Consider the following 23623-nt stretch of genomic DNA (forward strand, 5'->3'; position numbering starts at 1 on the left):
AAACTTTATTTATTACTTCCCAGCTCAACCCTAAATCCAATTTCGGAGATACCCTTTAACTGCTCAACCCGCATGGCTTGCTGCAGGGTAATCCTGTACTCACCTTCGGCACCAAACCTTACATTTTGCCTGTAAGTAAAGCGGTTATCGCGGTATTTACCCCTTCCTTTCCCTAACCATTTGCCATGGTCATCGGCAAGGTAACATTCAAATGTGTCGCGTGCAATTGCGCCATTGGGCGCAGCTATATCTATAAACAGGTAAAGGTTTTGGAATGGGTAATCGGTGGTATTCCTAACGTTCACGTAAAGGTTGTAGTAGGTCATTGTATCCGATACGGGAATTCGGAAACTGGCAATGCTATCGGCATGCCATTGCTCTTGCGGTAAAGCAACGTATCCGTTGTAAACATAGTTATCGGAACATGCGGCAAATAGCGCAATGGTTATGGCCGAAACGACTAAGAGCTTATGCTTTGTCATCGTTTTTATGTTTGTTTTGTCCTTTGGGTTTGCGACGTTTTTTCAGCTTGGGTTTCGATTTCTTATCGAAGCGGGTGATGCTATCATCCTCCAAACCATCGGTAAAATCGATATGGGTAACCGCAGTTTGGGGGGCAACATTAGAATCGAGCAGGCTGGGCACCTTAATGCCTCTTCGGTTTAACTCAATTATCTCATTTACACGTTCCACCGGAACCTCAATAAGGTTTACCGATGACGATGGCTCTGAGCCAAACCACATACTACGCTTGAAAATATCGGTTTTAAAGTGATAGTAAGTGGCATCTTTGGTTTCGAGCTGTATGTTTCCTTCGGGTATGTCCTTACGGGCATCAACATAGCTTGCAAGCTCGTAGTTCAAGCAACACTTGAGCTTACCGCATTGGCCAGCTAATTTTTGGGGGTTAAGTGATAGCTCCTGAATTTTTGCTGCATTTGTGGTAACCGAATCGAATTGGGCAATCCAGGTAGAGCAGCAAAGCTCGCGGCCGCATGTGCCGATGCCTCCAATTCTACCAGCTTCCTGTCGGGCACCAATCTGGCGCATCTCAACACGTATCTTAAATTCCTCCGCAAGAACCTTGATAAGCTCACGGAAATCGACACGTTCATCGGCAATGTAGTAGAATATGGCTTTGGTTTTATCGCCCTGATACTCAACATCGCCAATCTTCATGTCGAGCTTAAGCCTTTCGGCTATCTTGCGGGAGCGGATCATAGTATCGTGTTCAAGCGCCATGGCTTCGACCCACTTCTCAATATCGGCCTTTTTTGCCCGGCGGTATATCTTTTTTAGCTCTGCTGTTTTGGGATCAACGCCCATGCGCTTCATCTGGCGCTCAACCAGCCATCCTGTTAGCGATACTACACCAATATCGTGACCGGGCGATGCCTCAACGGCAACAATATCGCCTTTCTGTAAGCTTATCTGATTTACATTGCGGTAAAACCCCTTACGGGTGTTCTTGAACTGTATCTCAACAATATCGTATTCCTGGAGCGTTTCCGGTAGGTCCTGAACCCAATCGTAAACACCAAGTTTGGAGCAGCAATTGCCACAGGAACTATGGTCAGTAACCTCGTTTATGTAAACTGCGTTGCCCCTTGGGGTATATATTTTTTCCATATTCAATATCAAGCTAAACCTTGCAAAGTTAACTAATTAAACGTAATACCAACTACTATGTTTTAGGGTTGGGTCCAATATGCTTACTCAGGCTAAACACCATGTCGGCAAAGGTGATTTGGGGATTACCGTTTTGGGCAATGCACTCGTAGGCATGGGAAAATGCTTTGGTGACCTGGTTAACATTTGCTGGCCCCAGAAAAGGGGAGAACTTTTTGCCAAAATCGGCTTCGTCGCCTATCAGGTAGGTAATATCGTCGAGTCCCATGTTAAGCATTAAGCTTTCGCGGGTAAGCTTTAGGGAGTAGCTTAGGAACTCCTTTTGTTCCTCGCGCCCAAGGCGCGAGATATCATCAACCCAGTCGAGCAAATCAATGTAACGCTTGGCGTAACATAGCCTCATCAGGTTTCGGTACTGCTCAAAATACTCTCCGGTGTTCTGGTTAATCAACCTAAGAGCCTCATAGAAGCTACCATTGGAAATTCGTGCAATATCCCCAGCCCTATTAGGTGCTATACCATGTTTCTCAGTAAGAACAACGGCTATTTCGCTTGCTGTTAGGGGAGGTACATACACCTGTTGGGTGCGGGAAATGATAGTTTTGAGGATGAGGTTTGTGTTTTCGCTAACCAGAATGAAAAAGGTTTTTGCGGGGGGCTCCTCAATGAGTTTTAAAAGCTTATTGGATGCCTGCACGTTCATACGTTCAGCCAGCCAAATAATCATAACCTTAACATCGCTCTCGTAGCTTTTTAGGCTGAGCTTGCGAATTACCTCTGAGGCAGTAGCCACGTTGATCATACCCTGCTTGTTGTTAAGGTCAATGGCGTCGTACCAGTCCGTTTCGCCCATGTAGGGGTTTTCCAGTAACATTTTACGCCAAATGGCAAGCACATCGGTGCCGGCCTCCTTAGCGCCATCGGCAGTATCGGATTTCTCCTTGCCTGCCTTGCCGGGATATACAAAATGCAGGTCGGGGTGGATAAGTTTCGAAACCTTTTTACAGGCCGGACAAACCCCGCACGAATCGCTCTCGGTTTTGTTAGTACACATTAGGTATTGTGCAAAGGCAACTGCTAACGCAAGTTTCCCTGTACCCGGAGGTCCTGCAAGCAGCATAGCATGTGGCACACGGTTCTCCTTTACCTGCAATAGCAACCGCTCCTTAACCTGTTCCTGCCCAACTATATCGCTGAAAAACATATCGTTCCAAATTATTGGCTAAACTCCAAAGTTAACAATTTTATGGTATAGTCAACTTATATTTTGAAAGCCTTTCCCAAGGCTTTGTTTTCAACCGTTTGCGTGAAAAATATTGATTTAGACTCTGCAATTCACTTCGAATTTTGTATTTTTGTTTCAAACCCACTAAAAACAATTCAATATGATAAGCATTGACAGTTACAGCTTTAAGGGGAAGAAAGCCATAGTTAGGGTTGATTTTAATGTGCCCCTGGATAAGAAAACCTTTGAGGTTACTGACGATACCCGTATTCGTGGCGCATTGCCAACAATCAAGAAGATTCTGAACGACGGCGGTGCTGCCATTCTGATGTCGCATCTTGGCCGCCCCGATGGGAAACCACAAGATAAGTATTCGTTAAAGCATGTTATTCCCGCAATTGAAAAGAACTTAGGGATGAGCATCAAGTTTGCTCCCGATTGTGTAGGTGATGAAGCTAAAAAGCTTGCTGCTGAGCTCAAGGCCGGAGAGGTACTCTTGCTCGAGAATCTTCGTTTTTATGAGGAGGAAGAGGGCAAGCCCTATAGCTTAGCCGAAGATGCTAGCGAGGAGCAAAAAAAGGAAGCCAAGGCAAGGGTTAAAGAGAGTCAAAAAGAGTTTGTAAAAAAACTTGCCAGCCTTGCCGATTGCTACGTTAACGATGCCTTTGGTACTGCACACCGTGCCCACGCTTCCACTGCGTTAATTGCTGCTCATTTCCCCGGCAATAGCATGTTTGGTTACCTGATTGAAAGCGAGCTAAAGGCTATGGATAAGGTTCTTAAAGCTCCTGAAAAGCCCTTCACTGCCATTATGGGAGGAGCTAAGGTGTCCGATAAAATTTTGATAATTGAGAATCTGCTTGAGCGCGTTGATAACCTGATTATTGGTGGTGGAATGACCTACACGTTTATCAAGGCTCAGGGTGGAGAAATTGGAAAATCCATATGCGAGGACGATAAGCTTGAGCTTGCTCGCGAGCTGCTTTCCAAGGCCAAGGCCAAAGGGGTTAACGTGTACCTGCCTGTTGACGCCGTAAATGCCGATGCGTTTGATGCAAATGCTAATACCAATATCAGCAAGATTGACCAAACCCCTGCGGGGTGGATGGGGCTCGATATAGGTCCTGAAACCGTTAAGCTTTTCAGCGATGTTATCCTAAAATCCAAAACCATACTCTGGAATGGCCCTATGGGTGTTTTTGAGATGGATAAGTTTGCCCAGGGCACATCGGAAATTGCTAAGGCTATTGCCGAGGCTACAGCAAAAGGGGCATTCAGCCTTGTTGGCGGTGGCGATTCAGTAGCCGCAGTAAACAAGAATAAGCTTGCCGACAAAATATCGTACGTTTCAACCGGCGGTGGTGCCATGCTTGAGTATATGGAAGGCAAGGAACTTCCAGGCATTAAAGCCATCAGAGGCTAACATTACTTTAAAATCCATATTGTGCCCTAAACATAAAAAGTTTAGGGCATTTTTATTCGTATATTTCATAAAATTGATATCAATCTAGTTGAATTTGTTGATTAATGCCATCTCGGCCTCGCTTTTTGCTTTTTACTTTTCCTCTAACTTCAAAATATTCATTCTACTCCGGCTCATTCCCACCTAAAGTCACACATTTAACTTTTTAAACGTTTCACGGCTCACGTTTCACGGAGTAAAACTTATATCTCCTTTTCCCTTCATCAACCTTTTACAACTTTAGCTGTTTAACTTTCGATGTTTCAATTTAAAAGCTAACTTTGCGGTTAATTTAAACTAAATAAAAACTATGGTTTTATCGTTGGATTCGGTCAATGAGGTGCTTTCTACTGTTTTGCACCCCGAAACCAGTAAGGATATTGTAAGCATGGGAATGGTGCAGGGGTTAAACGTTGAAGGCAGTAAGGTATCGTTTACCCTTAAGCTAACAAAGAGTAACGACCCATTCGCATCGTCGTTGAAAAAAGCTGCCACCAAAGCCATCCAGCAGAAGTTTGGCGAGAATGTAGAGGTAGATATTTTGGTAGTTGCCGATGTGGCACCCAAAGTATCGCCCTTGAAGCAGAAGGCATCAATCAGTAAGGTGAAGAATATCATAGCCATTGCCTCTGGCAAGGGTGGAGTGGGTAAATCGACCATTGCGGCAAACCTTGCTGTTGCCGTTGCAAAAACAGGAGCCAGGGTTGGTTTGATTGATGCCGATATTTATGGCCCATCAATCCCTAAGATGTTCAACATGGAGCACACCCAGCCCGAGATTGTTAAGGAAGAGGGAATGGAACTTATAGTTCCGGTTGAGAATTACGGTGTTAAATTGCTTTCCATTGGCTTTTTTGTTGACCCCAATAGCGCTCTTGTTTGGCGTGGGCCAATGGCTACCAGTGCGCTTAAGCAGCTAATCCATCAAGGGGCCTGGGGTGAGCTCGATTACCTTTTCATTGATATGCCTCCGGGAACCAGCGATATTCACCTTACTTTAGTTCAGGAAGTTCCGGTAACTGGTGCAGTTATTGTTAGCACCCCACAGGATGTAGCTTTAGCCGATGCGGTGAAAGGAATAAGCATGTTTGCCAGCCCAAGCATCAATGTACCCGTGCTTGGTTTAGTTGAGAACATGGCATGGTTCACCCCTGAGGAGCTGCCAAACAATAAATACTACATTTTTGGCAAGGAGGGTTGCAAGAAGCTGGCCGATAGAATGAAAATACCCCTACTTGGTCAAATTCCCATAGTTCAAAGCATCCGTGAGGGTGGCGATTACGGTGAGCCCGTGGCAATTCATGCCTCAATCACCGGTAAGGCCTTCGATGAGCTTGCTAAAAACCTGATTGAGCGCGTTGAGTGGCGCAACAGGGAGTTACCTCCCACTCAAATAGTTAATGTTCAACATAAATAACCAAATCAATTATACAAGTCATGTCCAAAGAACAAGTTGTAGCCAAAGTAGAAAAGGCAATTGAAGTAATCAGACCATTCCTCCAGAACGATGGTGGCGATATCTCACTTGTTGAGGTAACGGACGATTACATTGTTAAAGTTAAACTTCATGGTGCTTGCGGCAGTTGCCCATATAGCATTATGACCCTTAAGAATGGTGTGGAACAAGCTATTATTCGCGATGTTCCTGAAATTAAGGAAGTGGTTGCCGTGAACCTTAACTTTTAATGGTATTCCAGTTATTTGATTAAAGCCCCAGTTGGGGCTTTTTATTTTACTGGCATTCTGAAATATACAAGTTGATATAAAACATACCATTATTTTAGGTCATTTCCTTTTCATATTCAACTTAAAGCAAATATCTTTGCACCTAATTTAGATTAAATCTAATTTAACTGTGAATCGCTAAACATTAGCATTTGTAGTTTGTTGCTATTTTGTTAAAGTGTTAAACCGATATGGCAGAAGAACAGGATAAGATACTTGAAGAGGTTACTGGTTCCGAGTATAAATACGGTTTTGTAACCAACGTTGAAACCGAAACCATACCTAAAGGACTTAGTGAGGATATAATCCGAATGATTTCGGAAAAGAAAGGGGAACCCGACTGGATGCTTGAATTCAGGCTTAAGGCTTTTAGGCATTGGCAAACCATGGAAATGCCCAAGTGGGCACACCTTGAGATTCCTGAAATTAACTATCAGGACATTATTTACTACGCTGCGCCAAAGCAAAATGCAAAGCTAAACAGCCTGGATGAGATTGATCCTGAAATTAAGGCAACATTCGATAAGCTTGGTATCCCACTCGACGAGCAAAAGGTGCTTGCCGGAGTTGCTGTTGATGCAGTAATGGATAGCACCTCGGTTAAAACTACTTTCCGTGAGACCCTGGCTGAGCAGGGAATCATTTTCTGCTCAATGAGTGAGGCCATTCGTGAGCATCCCGATTTAGTACGCAAGTACTTGGCGTCGGTAGTTCCGGTGACCGATAACTACTTTGCGGCTCTCAACTCGGCTGTATTCAGCGATGGGTCGTTTTGTTACATTCCCAAGGGTGTGCGCTGCCCCATGGAGCTTAGCACCTACTTTCGTATAAATGCAGCTAATACAGGCCAGTTTGAGCGTACGCTCATTGTTGCCGACGACGATAGCTACGTATCGTACCTTGAGGGATGTACCGCACCCATGCGCGATGAGAACCAGCTACACGCTGCGGTTGTTGAGATTGTTGCACTGGAAAATGCCGAGGTTAAATACTCTACAGTACAGAACTGGTACCCTGGCGATAAGGATGGTAAGGGCGGTATTTACAACTTTGTTACCAAGCGCGGCATATGCAAGGGCAGAAACAGTAAAATATCGTGGACACAGGTTGAAACAGGCTCGGCCATAACCTGGAAGTACCCAAGTTGTATTCTGCTTGGCGATAACTCATACGGCGAATTTTACTCCGTGGCCGTTACCAACAACCGTCAGCAAGCCGACACGGGAACCAAGATGATTCATATTGGCAAGAATACCCGTAGCCGCATTGTTTCAAAGGGTATATCGGCAGGGCATAGCAATAACAGCTACCGTGGACTGGTTAAGGTACTCAAAGGTGCCGAAAACGCCCGCAATTTCTCACAGTGCGACTCGCTACTGCTTGGCGATAAGTGCGGAGCACATACTTTCCCCTACCTTGAGGTAGATAATCCAACGGCTGTGGTGGAACATGAGGCCACAACCTCAAAGATAGGCGAAGATCAAATATTCTACTGCAACCAGCGCGGATTGTCAACCGAGGATGCTGTTGGGCTGATAATTAATGGCTACGCCAAGGAAGTTATCAACAAGCTACCCATGGAGTTTGCCGTTGAAGCACAAAAACTGCTGCAGATAAGCTTGGAGGGGAGTGTAGGGTAGGATGGTTATATGAGAGGAAGTTTAAGGAAGTTAAAGGAAGTTAGAGGGAATTGATGGAGTTAGAGGAATTAATGATTAATACATCATGGATTCAAGTTATAAATCGAGCGTATTTACTGACCTTATAGTGTGGCAAAAAGCCCATAAACTTACGCTTTTGGTTTATTCCATTACCCAAAAGTTTCCTCACGAGGAGATTTATTCATTAACATCCCAGTTTAGACGATCTGTAATTTCAATTCCAGCAAATATTGCTGAAGGATATAAAAGAAAAGGTAGATTGGATAAGCTTAAATTTCTAAATTACGCTCAAGGTAGTTTAGAAGAAACCCGATATTACACTATTTTGAGTAAGGATTTGGGATATATAGATTTAAGCACATTTGAACTATTGAATGAAAGTATTAATGAAGTAAGTTTTCTGTTAAACTCTTATTGTTCAACAATTGCCAAAAACGATGATAAATCTTCAACAACTTCTTCTAACTTCCTTTAACTTCCTTTAACTTCCTCAAATTCATTTAATTTTAAACAACAATTGTAGTAAATAATCAAAAGTAAAACATATGCTAACAATCAAGGATTTACACGCCAAAATCAACGATAAAGAGATTCTCAAGGGTATCAACCTTGAGGTAAAAGCCGGGGAGGTTCATGCTATTATGGGGCCCAATGGCTCGGGAAAAAGCACATTGGCATCGGTTTTAACCGGTCGTGAGCTGGTTGAGGTTACTCACGGCTCCGTTACCTTCAATGGTAAGGATTTGTTGGAGATGTCGCCCGAGGTGCGTGCACGCGAAGGAATCTTCCTAAGCTTCCAGTATCCGGTTGAGATTCCCGGTGTGAGCATGGTTAACTTCATGAAAGCTGCCGTTAACGAGCACCGCAAGTACAGGGGATTAGAGCCCCTATCGGCTTCCGATTTTCTGAAGATGATGCGTGAGCGTAAGGAACTGGTCGAAATTGATTCGGCTCTTACCAACCGCTCGGTGAACGAGGGCTTTTCCGGTGGCGAAAAGAAGAAAAATGAAATTTTTCAGATGGCCATGCTGGAACCCAAGCTCGCCATACTCGACGAAACAGACTCAGGACTTGATATCGATGCGCTACGCGTGGTGGCAAATGGTGTGAACAAGCTCAAACGACCCGATAATGCAGTTATTGTTATTACCCACTACCAGCGCTTGCTCGACTACATAGTTCCCGATTATGTACATATCCTTTACAATGGTCGCATTGTGAAAAGCGCCGGCAAGGAACTTGCCCTTGAGCTGGAAGAAAAGGGTTACGATTGGATTAAGAATGGTGAAAATGCCTAATCACCCTGGTGATAAAATGTAAACGATATGTCCGATAAAACAATAGCAACACCCATACGCGAGGAACTGGTTAGCCTTTACCAGAATAACCTCAAGTTAATTACCGAGGGTAGTGCCGATATCCTGAATAGACATAGGGAACAGGCCATGCAGCACTTTAGGGAACTAGGAATTCCATCGCAGAAAAATGAGAAGTATAAGTATTCCCGCATTGAACCGCTATTCGCCCATGAGTATCAAAAGCACTTTGCCCCTAAACGCATAGCTTTTAACGTTGATGATATATTCCGCTGTGATATTCCTGAACTCGATACCCACCTGGCATTGGTGCTTAACGGATTTTACCTGCCAAAGGGCGAAAAGCTAACCACTCTGCCCAATGGTGTTATTTTTGGGAGTCTGGCCGAAGCTGCTATTAAGTTTCCCAACTTGGTAAATGGCAGGTATAACTCACTGGCTGAGAATAACACCGATGGTTTGGTAGCTCTGAATACAGCATTTGCCCAGGATGGTGTTTTTATTTACATCCCCCGGAATGTGGTGGAGAGCAAGCCCATTCAGATTATCAACCTGCTCATGTCCGATATGAATCAGCTGGTGCAGTATCGCAACCTTATTGTGGTTGAGGAAGGCGCTCAGGCAAATGTCCTTATTTGCGACCACACCCTCTCGCCCCAGCGGTTCCTATCAAACGTGGTTACGGAGATTTTTGTGGGCAGCAACGCCCAGCTCGAGTTTGTGAAGATGCAGAATGAGCATAACGATGCAGCTCAGCTTACCCACACCTATGCACACCAGCAGGCCGATTCCAGATTGGTTACCAACGTTCTTTCGCTTCACGGTGGTTTTATTCGCAATAATCTTGCTGTTACACTTGCAGGTGAGGGTGCCGATGCACAGCTCTACGGTCTTTATCTTACTGACCGCACCCAGCATACCGATAACTTTACTTTCATTGACCATGCTGTTCCCAACTGCACAAGCAATGAGCTCTACAAGGGAATACTCGACGATCAGGCTACCGGTGCCTTTAACGGCAAGATCATGGTTAGGCGCGATGCCCAAAAAACTCAGGCCTACCAGTCGAACAACAACCTGCTGCTCACAGCCGATGCCCGTATGAATACCAAGCCACAGCTTGAGATATACGCCGATGATGTTAAATGCTCCCATGGAGCCACGGTTGGTCAGCTCGACAACGAAGCCCTTTTCTACATGCGGGCTCGTGGCATAGGCGAGCGCGAGGCAAAGCTGCTGCTGATGTTCGGTTTTGCACATGAGGTAGTTAAGCGAATTTCCATTGACACCCTCAGGGAACGCATCGACGATATGGTCAACAAACGCCTTCGCGGTGAACTATCGCGCTGCCACAACTGTCCAATGCATTGCTGTTAGGGAGGGACTGAAAGGGGTTGAAGAGGGGAAGGTTCGTTGATAGTTGATAGTTGATAGTTGATAGTTGATGGTTGATGGTTGATGGTTTGATGAAGGTTAAGGATAAAAACAACTAAAAATATGGATTATCAGGAACTTGAGGTATGGAAGGAGACCAAGGATTTGGTAAAATTAGTTTATAGTTTCACCAATAAATTCCCTGCCACAGAACAGTTCGGTTTGATACTTCAAATTCGTCGTGCTGCGGTTTCTATCCCTTCAAATATTGCTGAAGGAATTGGGCGCATGCATACAAAGGAAACAATTCAATTTCTTCATATCTCTAGAGGCTCTCTTTATGAACTTGAGACACAGTTGTTAATATCGAATGAACTTTTCAATTTAAACGGCGATGAGTTCAATTCGATTTTAGAGAAAATTAAAACCTGCAAGAGAATTTTAAACGGTTTCATTAACTACTATAAAACCCTTGATGCATAATAAAATTAAACCAATGGACTTCAATTCAACTAACAACCATCAACCATCAACCATCAACTTAATTCAGCGTCGCTCTGACTTCCCAATCCTATCCCGCGAGGTTTTCGGGCGGCCTTTGGTTTACTTTGACAATGGGGCAACAACCCAGAAACCCCTTTGCGTGCTGCAAACCATTGAGCGGTTCTACAGGGAGATAAACGCCAATATTCACCGTGGGGTTCATAAGCTTAGCGAGGAGTCGACCCGTGAGTACGAGAATGCTCGCGAGGTTGTTCGGAAATTCCTTAATGCCCGAAAAACATCCGAGATAATATTTACCTCCGGGACTACCGCATCAATCAACCTTGTGGCATACTCGTTTGGCGAGGTGTTTGTCCACCAGGGCGATGAGGTGCTGGTAACCGAAATGGAGCACCACTCCAACATTGTGCCCTGGCAGCTGCTTTGCGAGCGTAAGGGCGCAACCCTAAAGGTGCTTCCCTTTGATAGCAATGGCGCGCTAATGCTCAATAAGCTACCCGAATTACTTACCCCAAAAACCCGTATAGTTGCTGTAACGCAGGTGTCAAACACCCTGGGAACGGTTAATCCTATAGCCGAGATTGTGCGCATAGCGCACAGCCAAAACATCCCCGTGCTGGTTGATGGCGCTCAGGGGGTAAAGCATGGTAAAATTGATGTTCAGCAGCTCGATGCCGACTTTTATGCCTTCTCGGGGCATAAGATTTATGGCCCAACCGGTATAGGTGTGCTTTACGGTAAGGAGGAATGGCTTGAGCGTATGGTGCCCTGGCAGGGCGGTGGCGATATGATTGCAACCGTATCGTTTGCCAAAACCACCTTCAACGAGCTACCGTTCAAGTTTGAGGCGGGAACAGCCAACTACATCGGTGCAGCCGGATTGGCTACCGCGCTTAACTACTATTCAAGCATTGGCCCCGATATTGCCACCGCATACGAGGATGAGCTGCTAAAATACGCTACCACAAAGCTAAAAGAGATAGATGGGCTAACCATTTACGGAAATGCACCGGAAAAGGCAGCCATCATCTCGTTCTTGCTCAACGGAATTCATCCGTACGATACCGGCATGATACTCAATAAGATGGGCATAGCCGTTCGTACAGGCAACCACTGCACCCAACCCGTTATTGACCACTTCGGCATCGATGGCACTGTGCGTGCCTCGCTGGCGTTCTATAACACCTTTGAGGAAGTTGACCGACTGGTGGAAGCCCTCCATAAGGTAAAGGAGATGTTTGGCTAGGTTCCACAATTGTTTGTGTGCGTAAGTTTCAGATAAAGGCTTGAATATTAAAATCCACACTAAATCTTGCGTGGATTATATTCTGTGACAAATAATTACTATAAGAATGCCTACACGAAGTACATCTCTGTGCGAGCGAAGGGTGCTGGGAATCTGCTTTTTATATTATTAATAGTCTTTCGTTTAATTGCCCAAATTTAGTTTTATTTTCCTTTTAATTCATTTGCAAATAGTTCCAATGCTTTTGCTGAAGGATAAGTTGAAAGCGAAGCAATTTTATTTGCAAGTTCAATTGGAAGCAAAGCACCCTCAAATTTGTTACTTAAAATTTTAGGTAAAGTCGCTACAATGTTTTTGAAGTTTATAAGATGCTGCTGAGAGGGATTTAATACAAATTCGCCTCGTTGTCCTGTTGGAATATTGAGAACCATTTTGTGATAATCGTTAATCTTTACAAATAATTTCGCACCGTAATTTGTATCTGCTCCATATACAGTTGTTGTATTGTTATGTTTGATTTGTTCCTGTATATATTTGTTATCTGGAATGAAACAATGCCCAACTGGTGCAGAATTACCAATTAATTGTAAATGGTCATAAAATTGTCCCGTCTTTTCTTGTCCAATCATTGCAATATCAAAGCCTTTCGATTTTGCAAATTCAAAAAATCGCCTGATTGGTGCGGATAACTTTGCAAGTGTGGCACGTAAGGAAAGTGGGCCGTCTTTCACAAAAAGACAATTTTTTAAAACTTCTCGTTTGTTATCCCAAAAATATCGTATTGGGGTAAAAATCATTAATGTTTCGCTAACACTCATATAATCAGAAGCGACTTGATTTGGAGCAAAATCGTCTGTCATACATTGATGTAGACCGAACATATCTGTGATATAGATTTCGCCCTTACATTCAGGACAATTTCCTTTTTCCTCATCAAATGGAAGAGTTGCTACATTTTTTTCGCAATGTGGACAACCAAACTTTTCAAGTTCTGATTTTGGTGTGTCTAACCATTTTTCATAAGCAATCCACTTTAATGTTTCCATCATTGCACCATCAAGAGAATTGTTCAAACCTTTATCTTTAACAGATTCAAACATTATTTCTCGGATTGCATCATAATTTGATTTCCCTTCAATGTAAACGTTACGCAATGGAAACGCAGTTGAATGATACAGTGCAGATTCTTTCATTAAATCACGTAAAGCGAAAGGATGTGGATTGTCTTTATCAATCTTTGAAATAGCAAATTGGTCAATACGTAAAAGTGCTGATTTAACAAAGGCAATAGCTTTAAACGGTGGATTTGGATTTTCAATTACTTGTATAGAGCCATCGGTTGAAAAAACAATTTTTAATTCCTCACCGCCCGTTGGCAAAGGTTCCCACTTAGAAATACTACCCGTGTGTTCAACAATTTCGGGATCATTAAAGCTTTTACAAAGTTTTTGAACAAGTTCGCTTTGAATTACCTCTAAATGCCCGAGCTTGCTTGCACGCTCGGGTGGAAGTCTATTATCGTGTCCTCGTTGATATGGCATTATTTATTAGTGTTTGAAGGTGGAGTAAATTTTTTTGCTTGCATAGAAACTACGAACCTATGTGAACGTGTAAGCATTCGCATATATCCGGGTGTTTTTGCTTGCAGGATATCATTTTTAATACTTTCGTAAGCTATATTGACTTTTGCGAGCTTATTTACGTCTTCTTGAGATGCTAAGTGTGCCACAAAAAAGTTTTCTGTTTGTGCAAGTAGATCTGAATTTATAGTTGATGGTGATTGTGTTGAGTAAACCATTCCGATATGATATTTTGCACCCTCTTTTGCAAAACGTCTATAAATTCTTGTTTCATCACTGTTGTCGTTATACCCAAAAAGATTGTGTGCCTCTTCAAAATATAGTTGAATAAAGTGATTGCCTAATTGATTATTTGTGAATTTATCGGTTTGATGATAAAATACTGCTTCTGATAATTGACGTGAAAAATATGTCATTAAAATTTCATCAGCGTTCCCTAAATCAAGAATTACAGTTTGTCCCTCATCAAGTAAGTGTAAAATGTTGGCTGTGTAATCTCCTGCTCGATGGTCATGATAACTCCTAAATCTTAATAAAATTGAAAAACCACTTCTGCCAGGGTTAGGTTCAAGCATTTCTAAAAGAGCATTGTCCTCTTGGTCGAAAATAGGATTGCCGCTACCTGAACGTAAATTTGGGTCGGCAGGGTTAGCTTTTTTAAATCTATGAATTACTTCCAATTCTCTTTGAAGAGTATCAAGTGAGTTTGGAGCTTGAGGCACTTGTAATTGAAATGCTGAATAAGCTGCGTTTCTCAAAGCATCCGAAAAACCCGGATTAAAACCACGAACACTGTTGGCACTCGGAATAGAATTCCTTACAGTATTTTCATCACAAGCAAATTGACATTTGTGAAGCAGTGCAAAGTAGTACTGTATTTTTCTAATCGCTCGAATTTTTTCATTCATACGATTATTTGGAATAGCATTTACCTCTGAAAAATCCGGAATATCAACGGAAATAAATGCATCAACATAATCAGAGCCACTTCTCCCTGATTGACGAATTAGTGTATTCAAAACTTGTTTTGAGGAAAAAGGCGTATGATAGAAATTCAATTTAAGTGGCTGTGAAGGGGTATTTGTTTTTGGAGTCAAAGCATAAACCGTGCATCTATCAGGATATGCCCCTCTTATTGATAGATTATCATCTTGTGGATTATCGTTTGCATATTCGCCATTAATATCAAAAATCAATTGCCCCACGTTTCTTGTATCTCTTGTTGTTTCTAATAAACTTTGAACAATTAGTTTTACAACATTACTTTTGCCTAATCTTGTTTTCCCAAACATTGCCGTTCTGCAACCTTTGAAATCATTTGTTGAGAGAAATATATCTACATCAGGAAGTTTTTTTCCTGGAAGAGGTAATCTATTTTCTGTTAAACGAAGTTTCCCAATAGCAAATCTGTTTTCTTTCGGAACAAGTTCGTTGCTAACTAAATCTAACAACTTATCATCAGGAGAATATATTTTATATTTATGAGCACTCACATAATTGTTTAAGTCCCCCGAAAACTCAATTGTGTCTAATTGCGTTGGATGTGGATAAAACATCCCAAGAACTTTGGTTTTTAATGCACCCCATTGCAGTTCACTTTGAGTAAAAATATCGAGCTCGGGCATAGATTTCTTTTGAAGTTCAAAATATGTTTGTTGCACCTCTTTTGATAGGGGGGTTGGTGCAGAATCTAAAACCCGAAGCAATGTAAAGTGTAATGGAATACTTTTGCCATTTTGTTCAAATGAATCTGGAACCATAATTAGCAAAGAGTTTCTTGGAATGCCACCAACATTTACTTTGAATGGATCGCAAGTAATTATTGTAATTTCATCATAGCCAATTTCCAACACATAGCCAACGAAACGGCTTTCGTTATATCGTTTTGCAGTTTCTACACTCTCCTCTGTTTTAAGAAAATCGGAGAGAATTCTTAATGGATGATTCTGATTTGCTGCTGCATCTAAAAATTGGTCCATAGTATTTTTAATAGTTGGTGATTAAAACTTCTTTAGAGTCCTTTGTTTGAATACCAGGCTTATCACTTGTTCCAAAAGGAATTTTTCTTATCTTAAAATCTTGGTATAATTTCAAAATGTCTTTATGTGATGAGTTAGTCATTGCCCACCGAATATTTTTTGATTTTGGTAAACTTTTGAGAGTTTCAGATAAACGCACTTGTTCGTCAAAAAGAAATTTTCCGTTGCGATAATGTAATTCCATTAAATCTTTTTCACCAGGTTTGTAAGGAGGGTCAAGAAAAATAAAATCGTTTTTTGAGGCACTTAATATAATTTCTTCAAAATCACTGTTATGGATATTTGCTTTTCGAAGTGTTTTAGAAAGTTCTAGAATATTTTGATGAGTTATAACCCAGCGTCTTTCTTCTCCGCCATAACCCACATTAAAAACACCATTGCTATTGTGTCTCCACATTCCTTTAAAACAAGTTCTGTTTAAGTATAGTATTCGGGCAGCCTTGTAATACAATGGCTTCCCATCCATTTGCTTATCTCTAATTTCGTAGTATGCAGTTTTGCCTGATGGGAAAGACTCAAAAATTTCCCACACTTTGTGAGGATATAATTTAATTCCCTTATAGAGCTCAATAAGTTCAGAATTCAAGTCAGAAATCAAAGCAGTCTCAGGATTTATATGAAAGAACACAGAGCCACCACCAACAAAAGGTTCAATGTAAGTCCCTTTTATGTCTTTTTTTGTTGGTAAAAAGTTTACTAAATATGAAAGTAATTTTGATTTTCCCCCTGGGTATCTTAAAAACTTCATTAGTATTTTTAAATTTATAAGTCGTTTTATGTTGTCGTATGTTGTTTACTAAGTCCTCATTAGGGTTACCAATAACTTGTTAATAACTGTAACTAAAAATCATATACATTTTTTTGGATAAACCCTAAGTTGAATTTTATTAAAACAAATATAATAAATGTTTACACAGAGAACTAAAGAACTTTAATTTTCATTATCGCTAACCAATTTTCCCGCTAAGACACTATATTTGTGAGGTAAATAGTATAGCTGCCTCCATAATGCCCTTTGCCCAGAAAATAGAGGATGCCATTGAACGGTTTTACTCGGCCATAACGGTGGGTGTTAACCACCATAAGATTGGGATACTGAGCACTATTGTTGTGCACCTGCTTTTGATTGTTGTTTTTTTGGTGCTAAAGATTGAAACCCGCAAGGAGTACTACGGCTCAACCATCGAGATGGAGTTTGAGGAGCCCAAGGAGGAGGCAATTGTTCAGCAAAAGCTTGAGCCCACACTTCCGCCCGATGTGCTAAAACCGGAGTATGAGACTGAGGCCATACGAAACTTTGCTGTTGATGCCTCAAAAACCGATTTGAACGCTGGCCTGAGCGACGAAAAGAATACTGATGCCGATGAGCTTTACCGCGAGGCCAACCAGGTGTACGAGCGCATGCAGCAGAACCGGGAGCTTTACGAGCAGTCGCAAAAGGATATTGAGGCAAACATACCTAATACACCCGAAAAGACAGTCCCAAAATCGAAGGAGGGCCAGTATAAGGGGCCAACCGTGGTTTCGTACTACCTCTTAGGCCGTAAGGCCTTGCACCTGCCTGTCCCTTCGTATAAATGCGAGCTTGGCGGGCAGGTTGTGGTTAACATTGAGGTAAAGCCCGATGGACGGGTAGCCGATGCGGTTATCGACAGGGCCAACTCGGTAAACGACGACTGCATTAACCAGGCAGCCATTCAGGCAGCCATGGCAAGTATTTTTACTTCCGTTTCGGGAACTGCGCGCCAGCGGGGTAGTATTACCTACCTTTTTGTCCCCCAGTAATGTTCCTAAAAGGCAGCCATAAGCAGGTTGATATCGCGCGAGGGGATATCGTAAAGTTTGCCCAGATACTCGTTTGTAAGAATACCGTTAAACAGGTAAACTCCATGGCGTAGGCCGCTATCCTCCTTGAGCTGCGAAAGCAAACCGCCACTCTGTGCAATTTGTAGCATTAAAGGAACAAAAACGTTACTCATGGCAATTGAGGCTGTTCGGGCCACACGGGCAGTGATGTTTGGCACACAGTAGTGGATTACGCCATGCTTAACATACGAGGGGTTGCTATGGTCGCGTATCTCCGAGGTTTCAAAGCATCCCCCACGGTCAATTCCTAGGTCAATAATTACAGCACCACGTTTCATTAACCTAACCTGGTCCTCCGATACCAGGTAGTTTAGGTTGGTTTCATCGGGGGCTAAGGTTCCAATTACAACATCGGCTGTTTTTAGAACCTTGTCAAGCACCTGCTTATGATATATTGAGGTGAAAAGGCGTTGCCCTAGTATATTTTGAATATCCATCAGCTTTTTGATGGAGTTGTCGAATATTTTTACAGTGGCTCCGAGTCCAAGCGCTGCACGTGCAGCATACTCACCGGCAGTGCCTGCTCCCAGAATAACCACCTCAGTGGGCGATATTCCGGTTAGCCCACCTAGCATTACACCTTTCCCTTTATTCACGTTGCTAAGGTACTCGGCGGCAACCAGCACCGATGTACTCCCGGCAATGGAGCTCATGGCCCGAACAAACGGGAATTCGCCGTCAGCATCGGATATGCTCTCAAAGGCAATGGCCGTAACACGCTTCTGGATAAGGCTTTTGAGGTAGTCGCCGGTGTGGTTGTTCAGGTGTAGCGATGAGAGTACCGATTGGTTTTCGCGCAGGTATTCATACTCCTTAGGGGTAAGGGGTGCTACCTTGAGTACAATATCGCTTTGGTAAACCTCCGATGCCGTGGCTACTATGCGTGCACCTTTCTCGCTGTACTCCATGTCGGAGTAGTTAGCCTGCCTACCGGCATCCTTTTCAATGATGATTTGATGCCCGTTCTGTACAAGTATCTCAACGGCTTCGGGCGTTAACGGAATTCGACTCTCGGTGGGGTCAACCTCTTTGGGTATTCCAATTATAAGTTGTTTGTACTTCTTCTTATATTCAATGCGTTCCTCCTGAACTAGCAATCCCTTTGCATGAGGAAACTCGGAAAATTTAGGACTGTTCATGCCCGTTAGTTTTTAAAAATGCAAGTTAGCACATATTAGCTTATGCACAAACCTGTTAGGGTATAAAAGCAATATGTAAGATTTTTACGATTTACAAAGGTTTAAGGTTATAGCTAATCCGATATTTGTAATGTGCGGCTTCCGTCGGCATTCACAGCAATTTGGATGTTTACAACCCCTTGGGTTGGGAGAATCTGCTCAATGAGTTCCGGCCATTCAATCAGGCATAGGGCTTCGGGGTTGTAAAAGTACTCCTCGTAACCAAAATCGTAAACCTCATCAATACGTTTAATGCGGTAAAAGTCGAAATGGTACACGGGCTTGCCGTTTCGGTCGGTATACTCATTTACCAGCGCAAACGATGGGCTTGTAACCACATCGGCAACGCCAAGCGCCTTACAGATTGCCCTTATAAGGGTAGTTTTGCCGGCTCCCATTGTGCCGTAAAAGCAAACTATGTTTTTACCATGAATAGCGTTTAATACCCTTTGGGCTGCCTCGTCAATCTGCTGTATGCTTTTTATTTCAATGGTGGTCATGTTACCTTTTTATGGGGTTAAGGGTTACAAGCGGAACTATCATCTCCTCAAGCGATATACCTCCATGCTGGAATGTGTCGCGGTAGTACGATGCGTAATAGTTAAAGTTATTGGGGTAGGCCAAAAAATCGTTTCCCAGAGCAAAGATAAACGAGGAGCTAATGTTGGGTTTGGGCAGATGCGCCTCCTCGGGCTTGCGAATCTCAAAAACTTCTTTGGGGTTGTAGTTTAAGCTTCGTCCCAACTTATAGCGGAGGTTGGTTGATGTGGCTCTATCGCCAATTACTTTCACAGGATTTTTTACTCGAATTGCTCCATGGTCAGTTGTGAGTACTACCTGTACGCCCTGGCTTGCGGCCTGGTCCAAAAACCCCTTTAGGTCGGAGTGCAGGAACCACGAGCGGGTTAGCGATAGGTAAGCCGATTCATCGGCGGCCAACCCGCGCATCATCTCGGAATCGGTTCGGGAGTGCGACATTACGTCCACAAAGTTGTAAACCAGCACCGCAAGGTTGCTTCCTAAAAACTCCTTGATGTTTAGGCCTCCGGCAATACCCTTCAGGGTATCGGTTTTTATATAAGTGAAGTTAGTGTTTAGTCCAAGCCGCTGAAGCTGTGCAGTTAGTAGCTGTTTCTCAAAAAGGTTTTTACCTTCATCCTCCTCGTCGAAAACCCACAACTCGGGGTAGGTTTTATGGATTTCGAGTGGCATCAAACCTGAAAAAAGCGCATTGCGGGCGTACTGCGTGGCAGTAGGGAGTATGCTGAAATAGGTATCCTCACTGCTAACCTGCCAGCTTTCGGCAATTATGGGTTCAATGGTTTTCCACTGGTCGTAGCGGAGGTTATCAATTACCAGTAGCAGAACCTTGCTGCCGGAGCTGATAATGGGAAAAACTTTGCTTTTCAGAACCGATGGTGAGAGCAAGGGTTTGTCTCCTTGTGTTTGGAACCATTGCAGGTAGTTTGCCTTAACAAATTTACCAAAAACCTGATTGGCTTCCTCGAACTGCATCTCGAGCATTTGCTTGAGGTTTGAGTCCGGATTGCCCGATAGCTTTACCTGCCACATGGCAAGCTTTCGGTATATCTCTGTCCAGTCCAGGTGGGTTTTAGCGGCCGAAATTAAGTCCGATATCAACCTAAACTCATTTCGGTAGTCGGCAAGCTGCTTTTCGGTTACTAGCTCCTTGCCATGAACAAACTTTTTTACAACCAGCAGTACCTGCTTGGGGTTAACGGGTTTAATAAGATAGTCGGATATTTGAGCACCCACGGCCATGTCCATGATATTCTCCTCCTCGCTTTTGGTAACCATAACCACAGGCAGCGCCGATTTTATCGCCTTAATTTTTGGGAGGGTTTCAAGTCCTCCAATACCGGGCATGTTTTCGTCCAGGAACACCAAATCGATAGGGTTCTGGCTTACCAGTTCAAGTGCATCGTGTCCGTTGCTGGCGGTAAGAACATGGTAGCCCTTTTGCTCCAGAAAAATGATATGCGGACGGAGCAAATCAATCTCATCATCTACCCAAAGAATGGTGGGCTGCATTGTTCTACTCTGTTTTATAGTTTGCCTTAAAGAAGTTCAGGTAATCGGGTATCGATTTATCGCTCAAAAAGCGTGCAAAGTTATCGATACTTATCACGAACATTTGGTAATCGGCGGGTTTAAGGCCTGCAAACACTTTCGGCTCCTTGCTTATCATTTTAAAGTACTTAATGGCCGTTTGCTTATCTTTAAGACCAGTACAGGTAATCATCTCAATGTAATCGGTAAAGGGTTGATTGGCTACATTGAGGTCGGCCTCAAGGAATTCATCAACATTGAATGAGATGATGTTAAACTTGGTTTGGTTGATGTTGGAGCGTTTGGGAACCAGCATCACAAACATGTGCTCGCCATCGGTAGCTGAATAAATTGATGCTTGTATTTCGGTTTGCGGGGTTACCGGCGCGATATCCAAATCGGTTTGCCCGGAAATGAGCTGTAGCTCGCGCTGCTCAACCTGCTTCAGCATCACTTCAGCTAAATGACCCTCCTCTGTTTTGGGGAAGTTTGCAGCCAGATTGGAAAGAGAGGTTTTGAACACCTTCAACTCTGCAGTTTTTGCCTGGCAAAGCGCTTCAAGCAGCATAAACTTTGGCTCAAGGGGAGTGTTCTTAGTTTTTGCTATGCCCCCTTGTACGATGCTCAGGGCCTCGGAGAGTTGACCCTTGGAGTAAAGCTCATACGCTTTTTGGTAAAGGGCTTCGCCCTCATTCTGTTGCTTGCTCAGCTGCTCAAAGTAGGCCGGGTTTGAGAGGAGTATTGCATAAGGGCTTTTGGGGTAATTTGTAATAAGCGTACTCCGGAAAAGGGCTGCATCGTCCTGCCGGTTATACTGCGATGCCATACGGTATAGCCTGTAGTAAGCATTTGCAGCAATATCTTGATCAGCAAATCGTTGCGCAAGTTTTAGGTATGCTGCTTTAGCCTCGTTATAATCGGAGAGGTTAACCTCGTAAATTTCAGCAACCCTGAGCATGGCATTTTTAATTTTCTCAACGGAAAGCTGTTTTAGCGAGTCGCTGAAAGGTAGGTTAACCAGGTAGTACTCGGGTGTTTTAGGCGATAGTTGCTTTTGGGGCTCTTGTCCTGAGGTGTTCCCGGTTCCAGCCACTGCAACCTCGTCGCTGCTGAGCACCCGTTTGTTTTTTCGGCGCCAGTTGTCCTCAAGCTTACGCTTGCCCCACTTCATCTGAAACTCCGATTGTCCATAGCTTAGCGATGCCTGGTTGTAGAAATACCATTTGCCACTTTCCTGGGTGTTCTCGGTTCGGTATCGCTGGGTTTGCTGGTAAAGCAGGGATTGGTTTCTTTCTTCCTGCTCCATTGCGCGAGCTCGCTGTTCCTCAACTTCAATGTTGGCTATAATAGCTTTGATAAGGGTATCGCGCTCCTCCTTGGGCATGGCTGCAACCCTTAACAGGCTATCCTCGGTTTTAATGGTGGTAATGTTTTCAACTAGTGAGTTGAGGTATTTTGCTTTCTGCTCAATTCGTTCAAACTCGGGGTAGGTATTATCCAACGAGTTGTATGAGCTATCGTAGTAAGCCTGGGCGCGGGTGTAATCGTTTTTTGAAAAGTAGTAGTCGGCCAGCACCAGGTACGACATCCCCTTTTGGTTGCTATTGCTTTTGCTATACTTTGCTGATAGGGTATAGTACTCAATTGCTTTATCGATATTGCCATCTTTTTTCTCCAGATTTCCAAGAGTGAAATAGAGCTGGTCAAGGTAATCGGCGTTTTTAGCGTCCTTGGAAAGCTTGATAAGTTCACGCTTAAGCTCGTCGCCCTGTTTTTGGCTAAGCGCAATCATTTGGATGCGTGCGCTAAAGGCCATATCGTAGGCGGGATTCAACCTCAAAACTTTTTGGTAAGCAACCAGGGCTTCGCCGTTTTTCCCAACCTGCTGTAGGGTTTGGGCAAGAATGTAGGTGTACCTAATTTTATCGTTCCTTTTGGGGGCGAGCTCAATGGCCTTCCTAAGGTGTGGGAGCATTGCCTCGGGTTGCTGCTGCTTTTGGTAGTAGTATGCCCATGTTGATGAAAGAAGATGGTTAAACTCCTTGTCACGAGGGCGCTTACGGTTACTTTCAACCGATTTTAGCCTATCCTGCGCATCAACAAAATCGCCCTCCAGAATTGCAACTCGTGCCAACCAAACCTGTGCCTCAAACCATATGGGTAATCCCGGAAACTGCCTGATTACAAACTCAAATGTTGAGCGGGCTTTAGTCAAGTCCTGTTTCCATGTATGAGCTTTACCAACCAGCAGCCACGATTCCCTTGCCCATTTAACATACTCGTTAAGGCTCATGAATTCCTTTTCTTTAGGGCTTAGGGTGTTCTTGGTACGTGCCGGTTTTACGGTTATTGAGTGCCGCGCCAGTAGCATGGTACACTTGTTGAGAGCGCGCTCCATATCGCTCGATACAATTCCGGGCACTTGGCTTTCGCCTATCAGCAAAACAGGTAATGGCAGGGTGTAATTGTAGTTTATCCCTTTTTCGGCTTTATAGGTACCGCTTTTGTAGCTATCGTAGGCGTTGTAGTAGTAATTGTAAAATGAGGTTAGATTATGGTAGTTTCGGCTCACAAACGTATTCTTTTGTGTTGAGCACGACCATACCCCTAATAGTAAAACAATGCCCAAAACTAGCAGCAATCGGGTGTAACTAGATTTTATCAATTCAAAACAATTTTGCATTACAAAAACGGATAATAGCCCCAAAAAGTATACAGGGGCACAATATTACAAATAATTGTGGACTT

At 43.4% G+C, this 23623-nt stretch carries 20 protein-coding genes; 10 read left to right on the plus strand and 10 right to left on the minus strand.

The window, feature by feature from the left end; genetic code table 11:
• Positions 1-5: 5 nt before the first annotated feature.
• Genes AB6811_RS05615 through holB form a run of 3 tightly spaced genes read right to left on the minus strand, consistent with a single transcriptional unit; the run spans position 6 to position 2833 of the window.
• Entirely contained in the window at positions 6-482 is a 477-nt protein-coding gene (locus AB6811_RS05615; protein ID WP_369489462.1) for a gliding motility lipoprotein GldH, read from the minus strand.
• Positions 469-1629 (minus strand): PSP1 domain-containing protein, encoded by a 1161-nt coding sequence (locus AB6811_RS05620; protein WP_439655712.1) that lies wholly within the window; start codon positions 1627-1629, stop codon positions 469-471. The genes AB6811_RS05615 and AB6811_RS05620 overlap by 14 nt, the downstream gene beginning before the upstream one ends.
• Before the next feature lie 55 nt (positions 1630-1684).
• Complete coding sequence (gene holB, locus AB6811_RS05625; RefSeq protein ID WP_369489463.1) at positions 1685-2833, minus strand: DNA polymerase III subunit delta'; 1149 nt, start codon at positions 2831-2833, stop codon at positions 1685-1687.
• A gap of 181 nt (positions 2834-3014) precedes the next feature.
• On the opposite strand from holB, the gene AB6811_RS05630 reads away from it, so the two are divergent.
• The 9 genes from AB6811_RS05630 (at position 3015) to AB6811_RS05670 (ending at position 12142) form a co-directional block, all read left to right on the plus strand.
• Positions 3015-4277, plus strand: coding sequence for a phosphoglycerate kinase (locus AB6811_RS05630; protein ID WP_369489464.1), 1263 nt, complete (start codon positions 3015-3017; stop codon positions 4275-4277).
• 349 nt (positions 4278-4626) lie between these two features.
• Positions 4627-5733: an Mrp/NBP35 family ATP-binding protein gene (locus AB6811_RS05635; protein WP_369489465.1), complete on the plus strand. Its 1107-nt coding sequence runs from the start codon at positions 4627-4629 to the stop codon at positions 5731-5733.
• Between the two features lie 20 nt (positions 5734-5753).
• Positions 5754-6002, plus strand: a complete 249-nt coding sequence (locus AB6811_RS05640) for a NifU family protein (RefSeq protein WP_369489466.1) — start codon at positions 5754-5756, stop codon at positions 6000-6002.
• A 230-nt stretch (positions 6003-6232) separates the two neighbouring features.
• The gene (sufB, locus tag AB6811_RS05645; RefSeq protein WP_369489467.1) at positions 6233-7681 is read left to right on the plus strand and encodes a Fe-S cluster assembly protein SufB; all 1449 of its coding nucleotides are present in this window, start codon (positions 6233-6235) and stop codon (positions 7679-7681) included.
• 85 nt (positions 7682-7766) lie between these two features.
• Entirely contained in the window at positions 7767-8177 is a 411-nt protein-coding gene (locus AB6811_RS05650) for a four helix bundle protein (RefSeq protein WP_369489468.1), read from the plus strand.
• 70 nt (positions 8178-8247) lie between these two features.
• Positions 8248-9000: a Fe-S cluster assembly ATPase SufC gene (sufC, locus tag AB6811_RS05655; RefSeq protein ID WP_369489469.1), complete on the plus strand. Its 753-nt coding sequence runs from the start codon at positions 8248-8250 to the stop codon at positions 8998-9000.
• Between the two features lie 27 nt (positions 9001-9027).
• Positions 9028-10395, plus strand: a complete 1368-nt coding sequence (gene sufD, locus AB6811_RS05660; RefSeq protein WP_369489470.1) for a Fe-S cluster assembly protein SufD — start codon at positions 9028-9030, stop codon at positions 10393-10395.
• Between the two features lie 120 nt (positions 10396-10515).
• A complete protein-coding gene (locus AB6811_RS05665) occupies positions 10516-10875 on the plus strand; it encodes a four helix bundle protein (protein ID WP_369489471.1) in 360 nt (119 codons plus the stop codon).
• Positions 10876-10888: 13 nt separating this feature from the next.
• Entirely contained in the window at positions 10889-12142 is a 1254-nt protein-coding gene (locus tag AB6811_RS05670) for an aminotransferase class V-fold PLP-dependent enzyme (protein ID WP_369489472.1), read from the plus strand.
• 203 nt (positions 12143-12345) lie between these two features.
• On the opposite strand, the gene AB6811_RS05675 is transcribed toward AB6811_RS05670, so the two are convergent.
• From AB6811_RS05675 to AB6811_RS05685, 3 genes are read right to left on the minus strand one after another with little or no spacing between them, the layout of a single operon-like run.
• A complete protein-coding gene (locus AB6811_RS05675) occupies positions 12346-13683 on the minus strand; it encodes a hypothetical protein (RefSeq protein WP_369489473.1) in 1338 nt (445 codons plus the stop codon).
• Entirely contained in the window at positions 13683-15701 is a 2019-nt protein-coding gene (locus AB6811_RS05680; RefSeq protein WP_369489474.1) for an ATP-binding protein, read from the minus strand. The genes AB6811_RS05675 and AB6811_RS05680 overlap by 1 nt, the downstream gene beginning before the upstream one ends.
• Before the next feature lie 7 nt (positions 15702-15708).
• Positions 15709-16509: a DNA adenine methylase gene (locus AB6811_RS05685; protein ID WP_369489475.1), complete on the minus strand. Its 801-nt coding sequence runs from the start codon at positions 16507-16509 to the stop codon at positions 15709-15711.
• Between the two features lie 260 nt (positions 16510-16769).
• Here AB6811_RS05685 and AB6811_RS05690 point away from each other — a divergent pair, with 260 nt between their 5' ends.
• Positions 16770-17546 (plus strand): energy transducer TonB family protein, encoded by a 777-nt coding sequence (locus AB6811_RS05690; RefSeq protein WP_369489476.1) that lies wholly within the window; start codon positions 16770-16772, stop codon positions 17544-17546.
• Positions 17547-17551: 5 nt separating this feature from the next.
• On the opposite strand, the gene AB6811_RS05695 is transcribed toward AB6811_RS05690, so the two are convergent.
• The 4 genes from AB6811_RS05695 to porW form a co-directional block, all read right to left on the minus strand.
• Complete coding sequence (locus AB6811_RS05695) at positions 17552-18766, minus strand: alanine dehydrogenase (RefSeq protein ID WP_369489477.1); 1215 nt, start codon at positions 18764-18766, stop codon at positions 17552-17554.
• A 113-nt stretch (positions 18767-18879) separates the two neighbouring features.
• Positions 18880-19305, minus strand: a complete 426-nt coding sequence (gene tsaE, locus AB6811_RS05700; protein ID WP_369489478.1) for a tRNA (adenosine(37)-N6)-threonylcarbamoyltransferase complex ATPase subunit type 1 TsaE — start codon at positions 19303-19305, stop codon at positions 18880-18882.
• 1 nt (position 19306) lies between these two features.
• Complete coding sequence (gene porX, locus AB6811_RS05705; RefSeq protein ID WP_369489479.1) at positions 19307-20857, minus strand: T9SS response regulator signal transducer PorX; 1551 nt, start codon at positions 20855-20857, stop codon at positions 19307-19309.
• Positions 20858-20861: 4 nt separating this feature from the next.
• Complete coding sequence (gene porW, locus AB6811_RS05710; protein ID WP_369489480.1) at positions 20862-23540, minus strand: type IX secretion system periplasmic lipoprotein PorW/SprE; 2679 nt, start codon at positions 23538-23540, stop codon at positions 20862-20864.
• Between the last annotated feature and the right edge of the window lie 83 nt (positions 23541-23623).

It is taken from the genome of Tenuifilum sp. 4138str, assembly GCF_041102575.1.
Classification (GTDB): Bacteria; Bacteroidota; Bacteroidia; order Bacteroidales; family Tenuifilaceae; genus Tenuifilum; species Tenuifilum osseticum.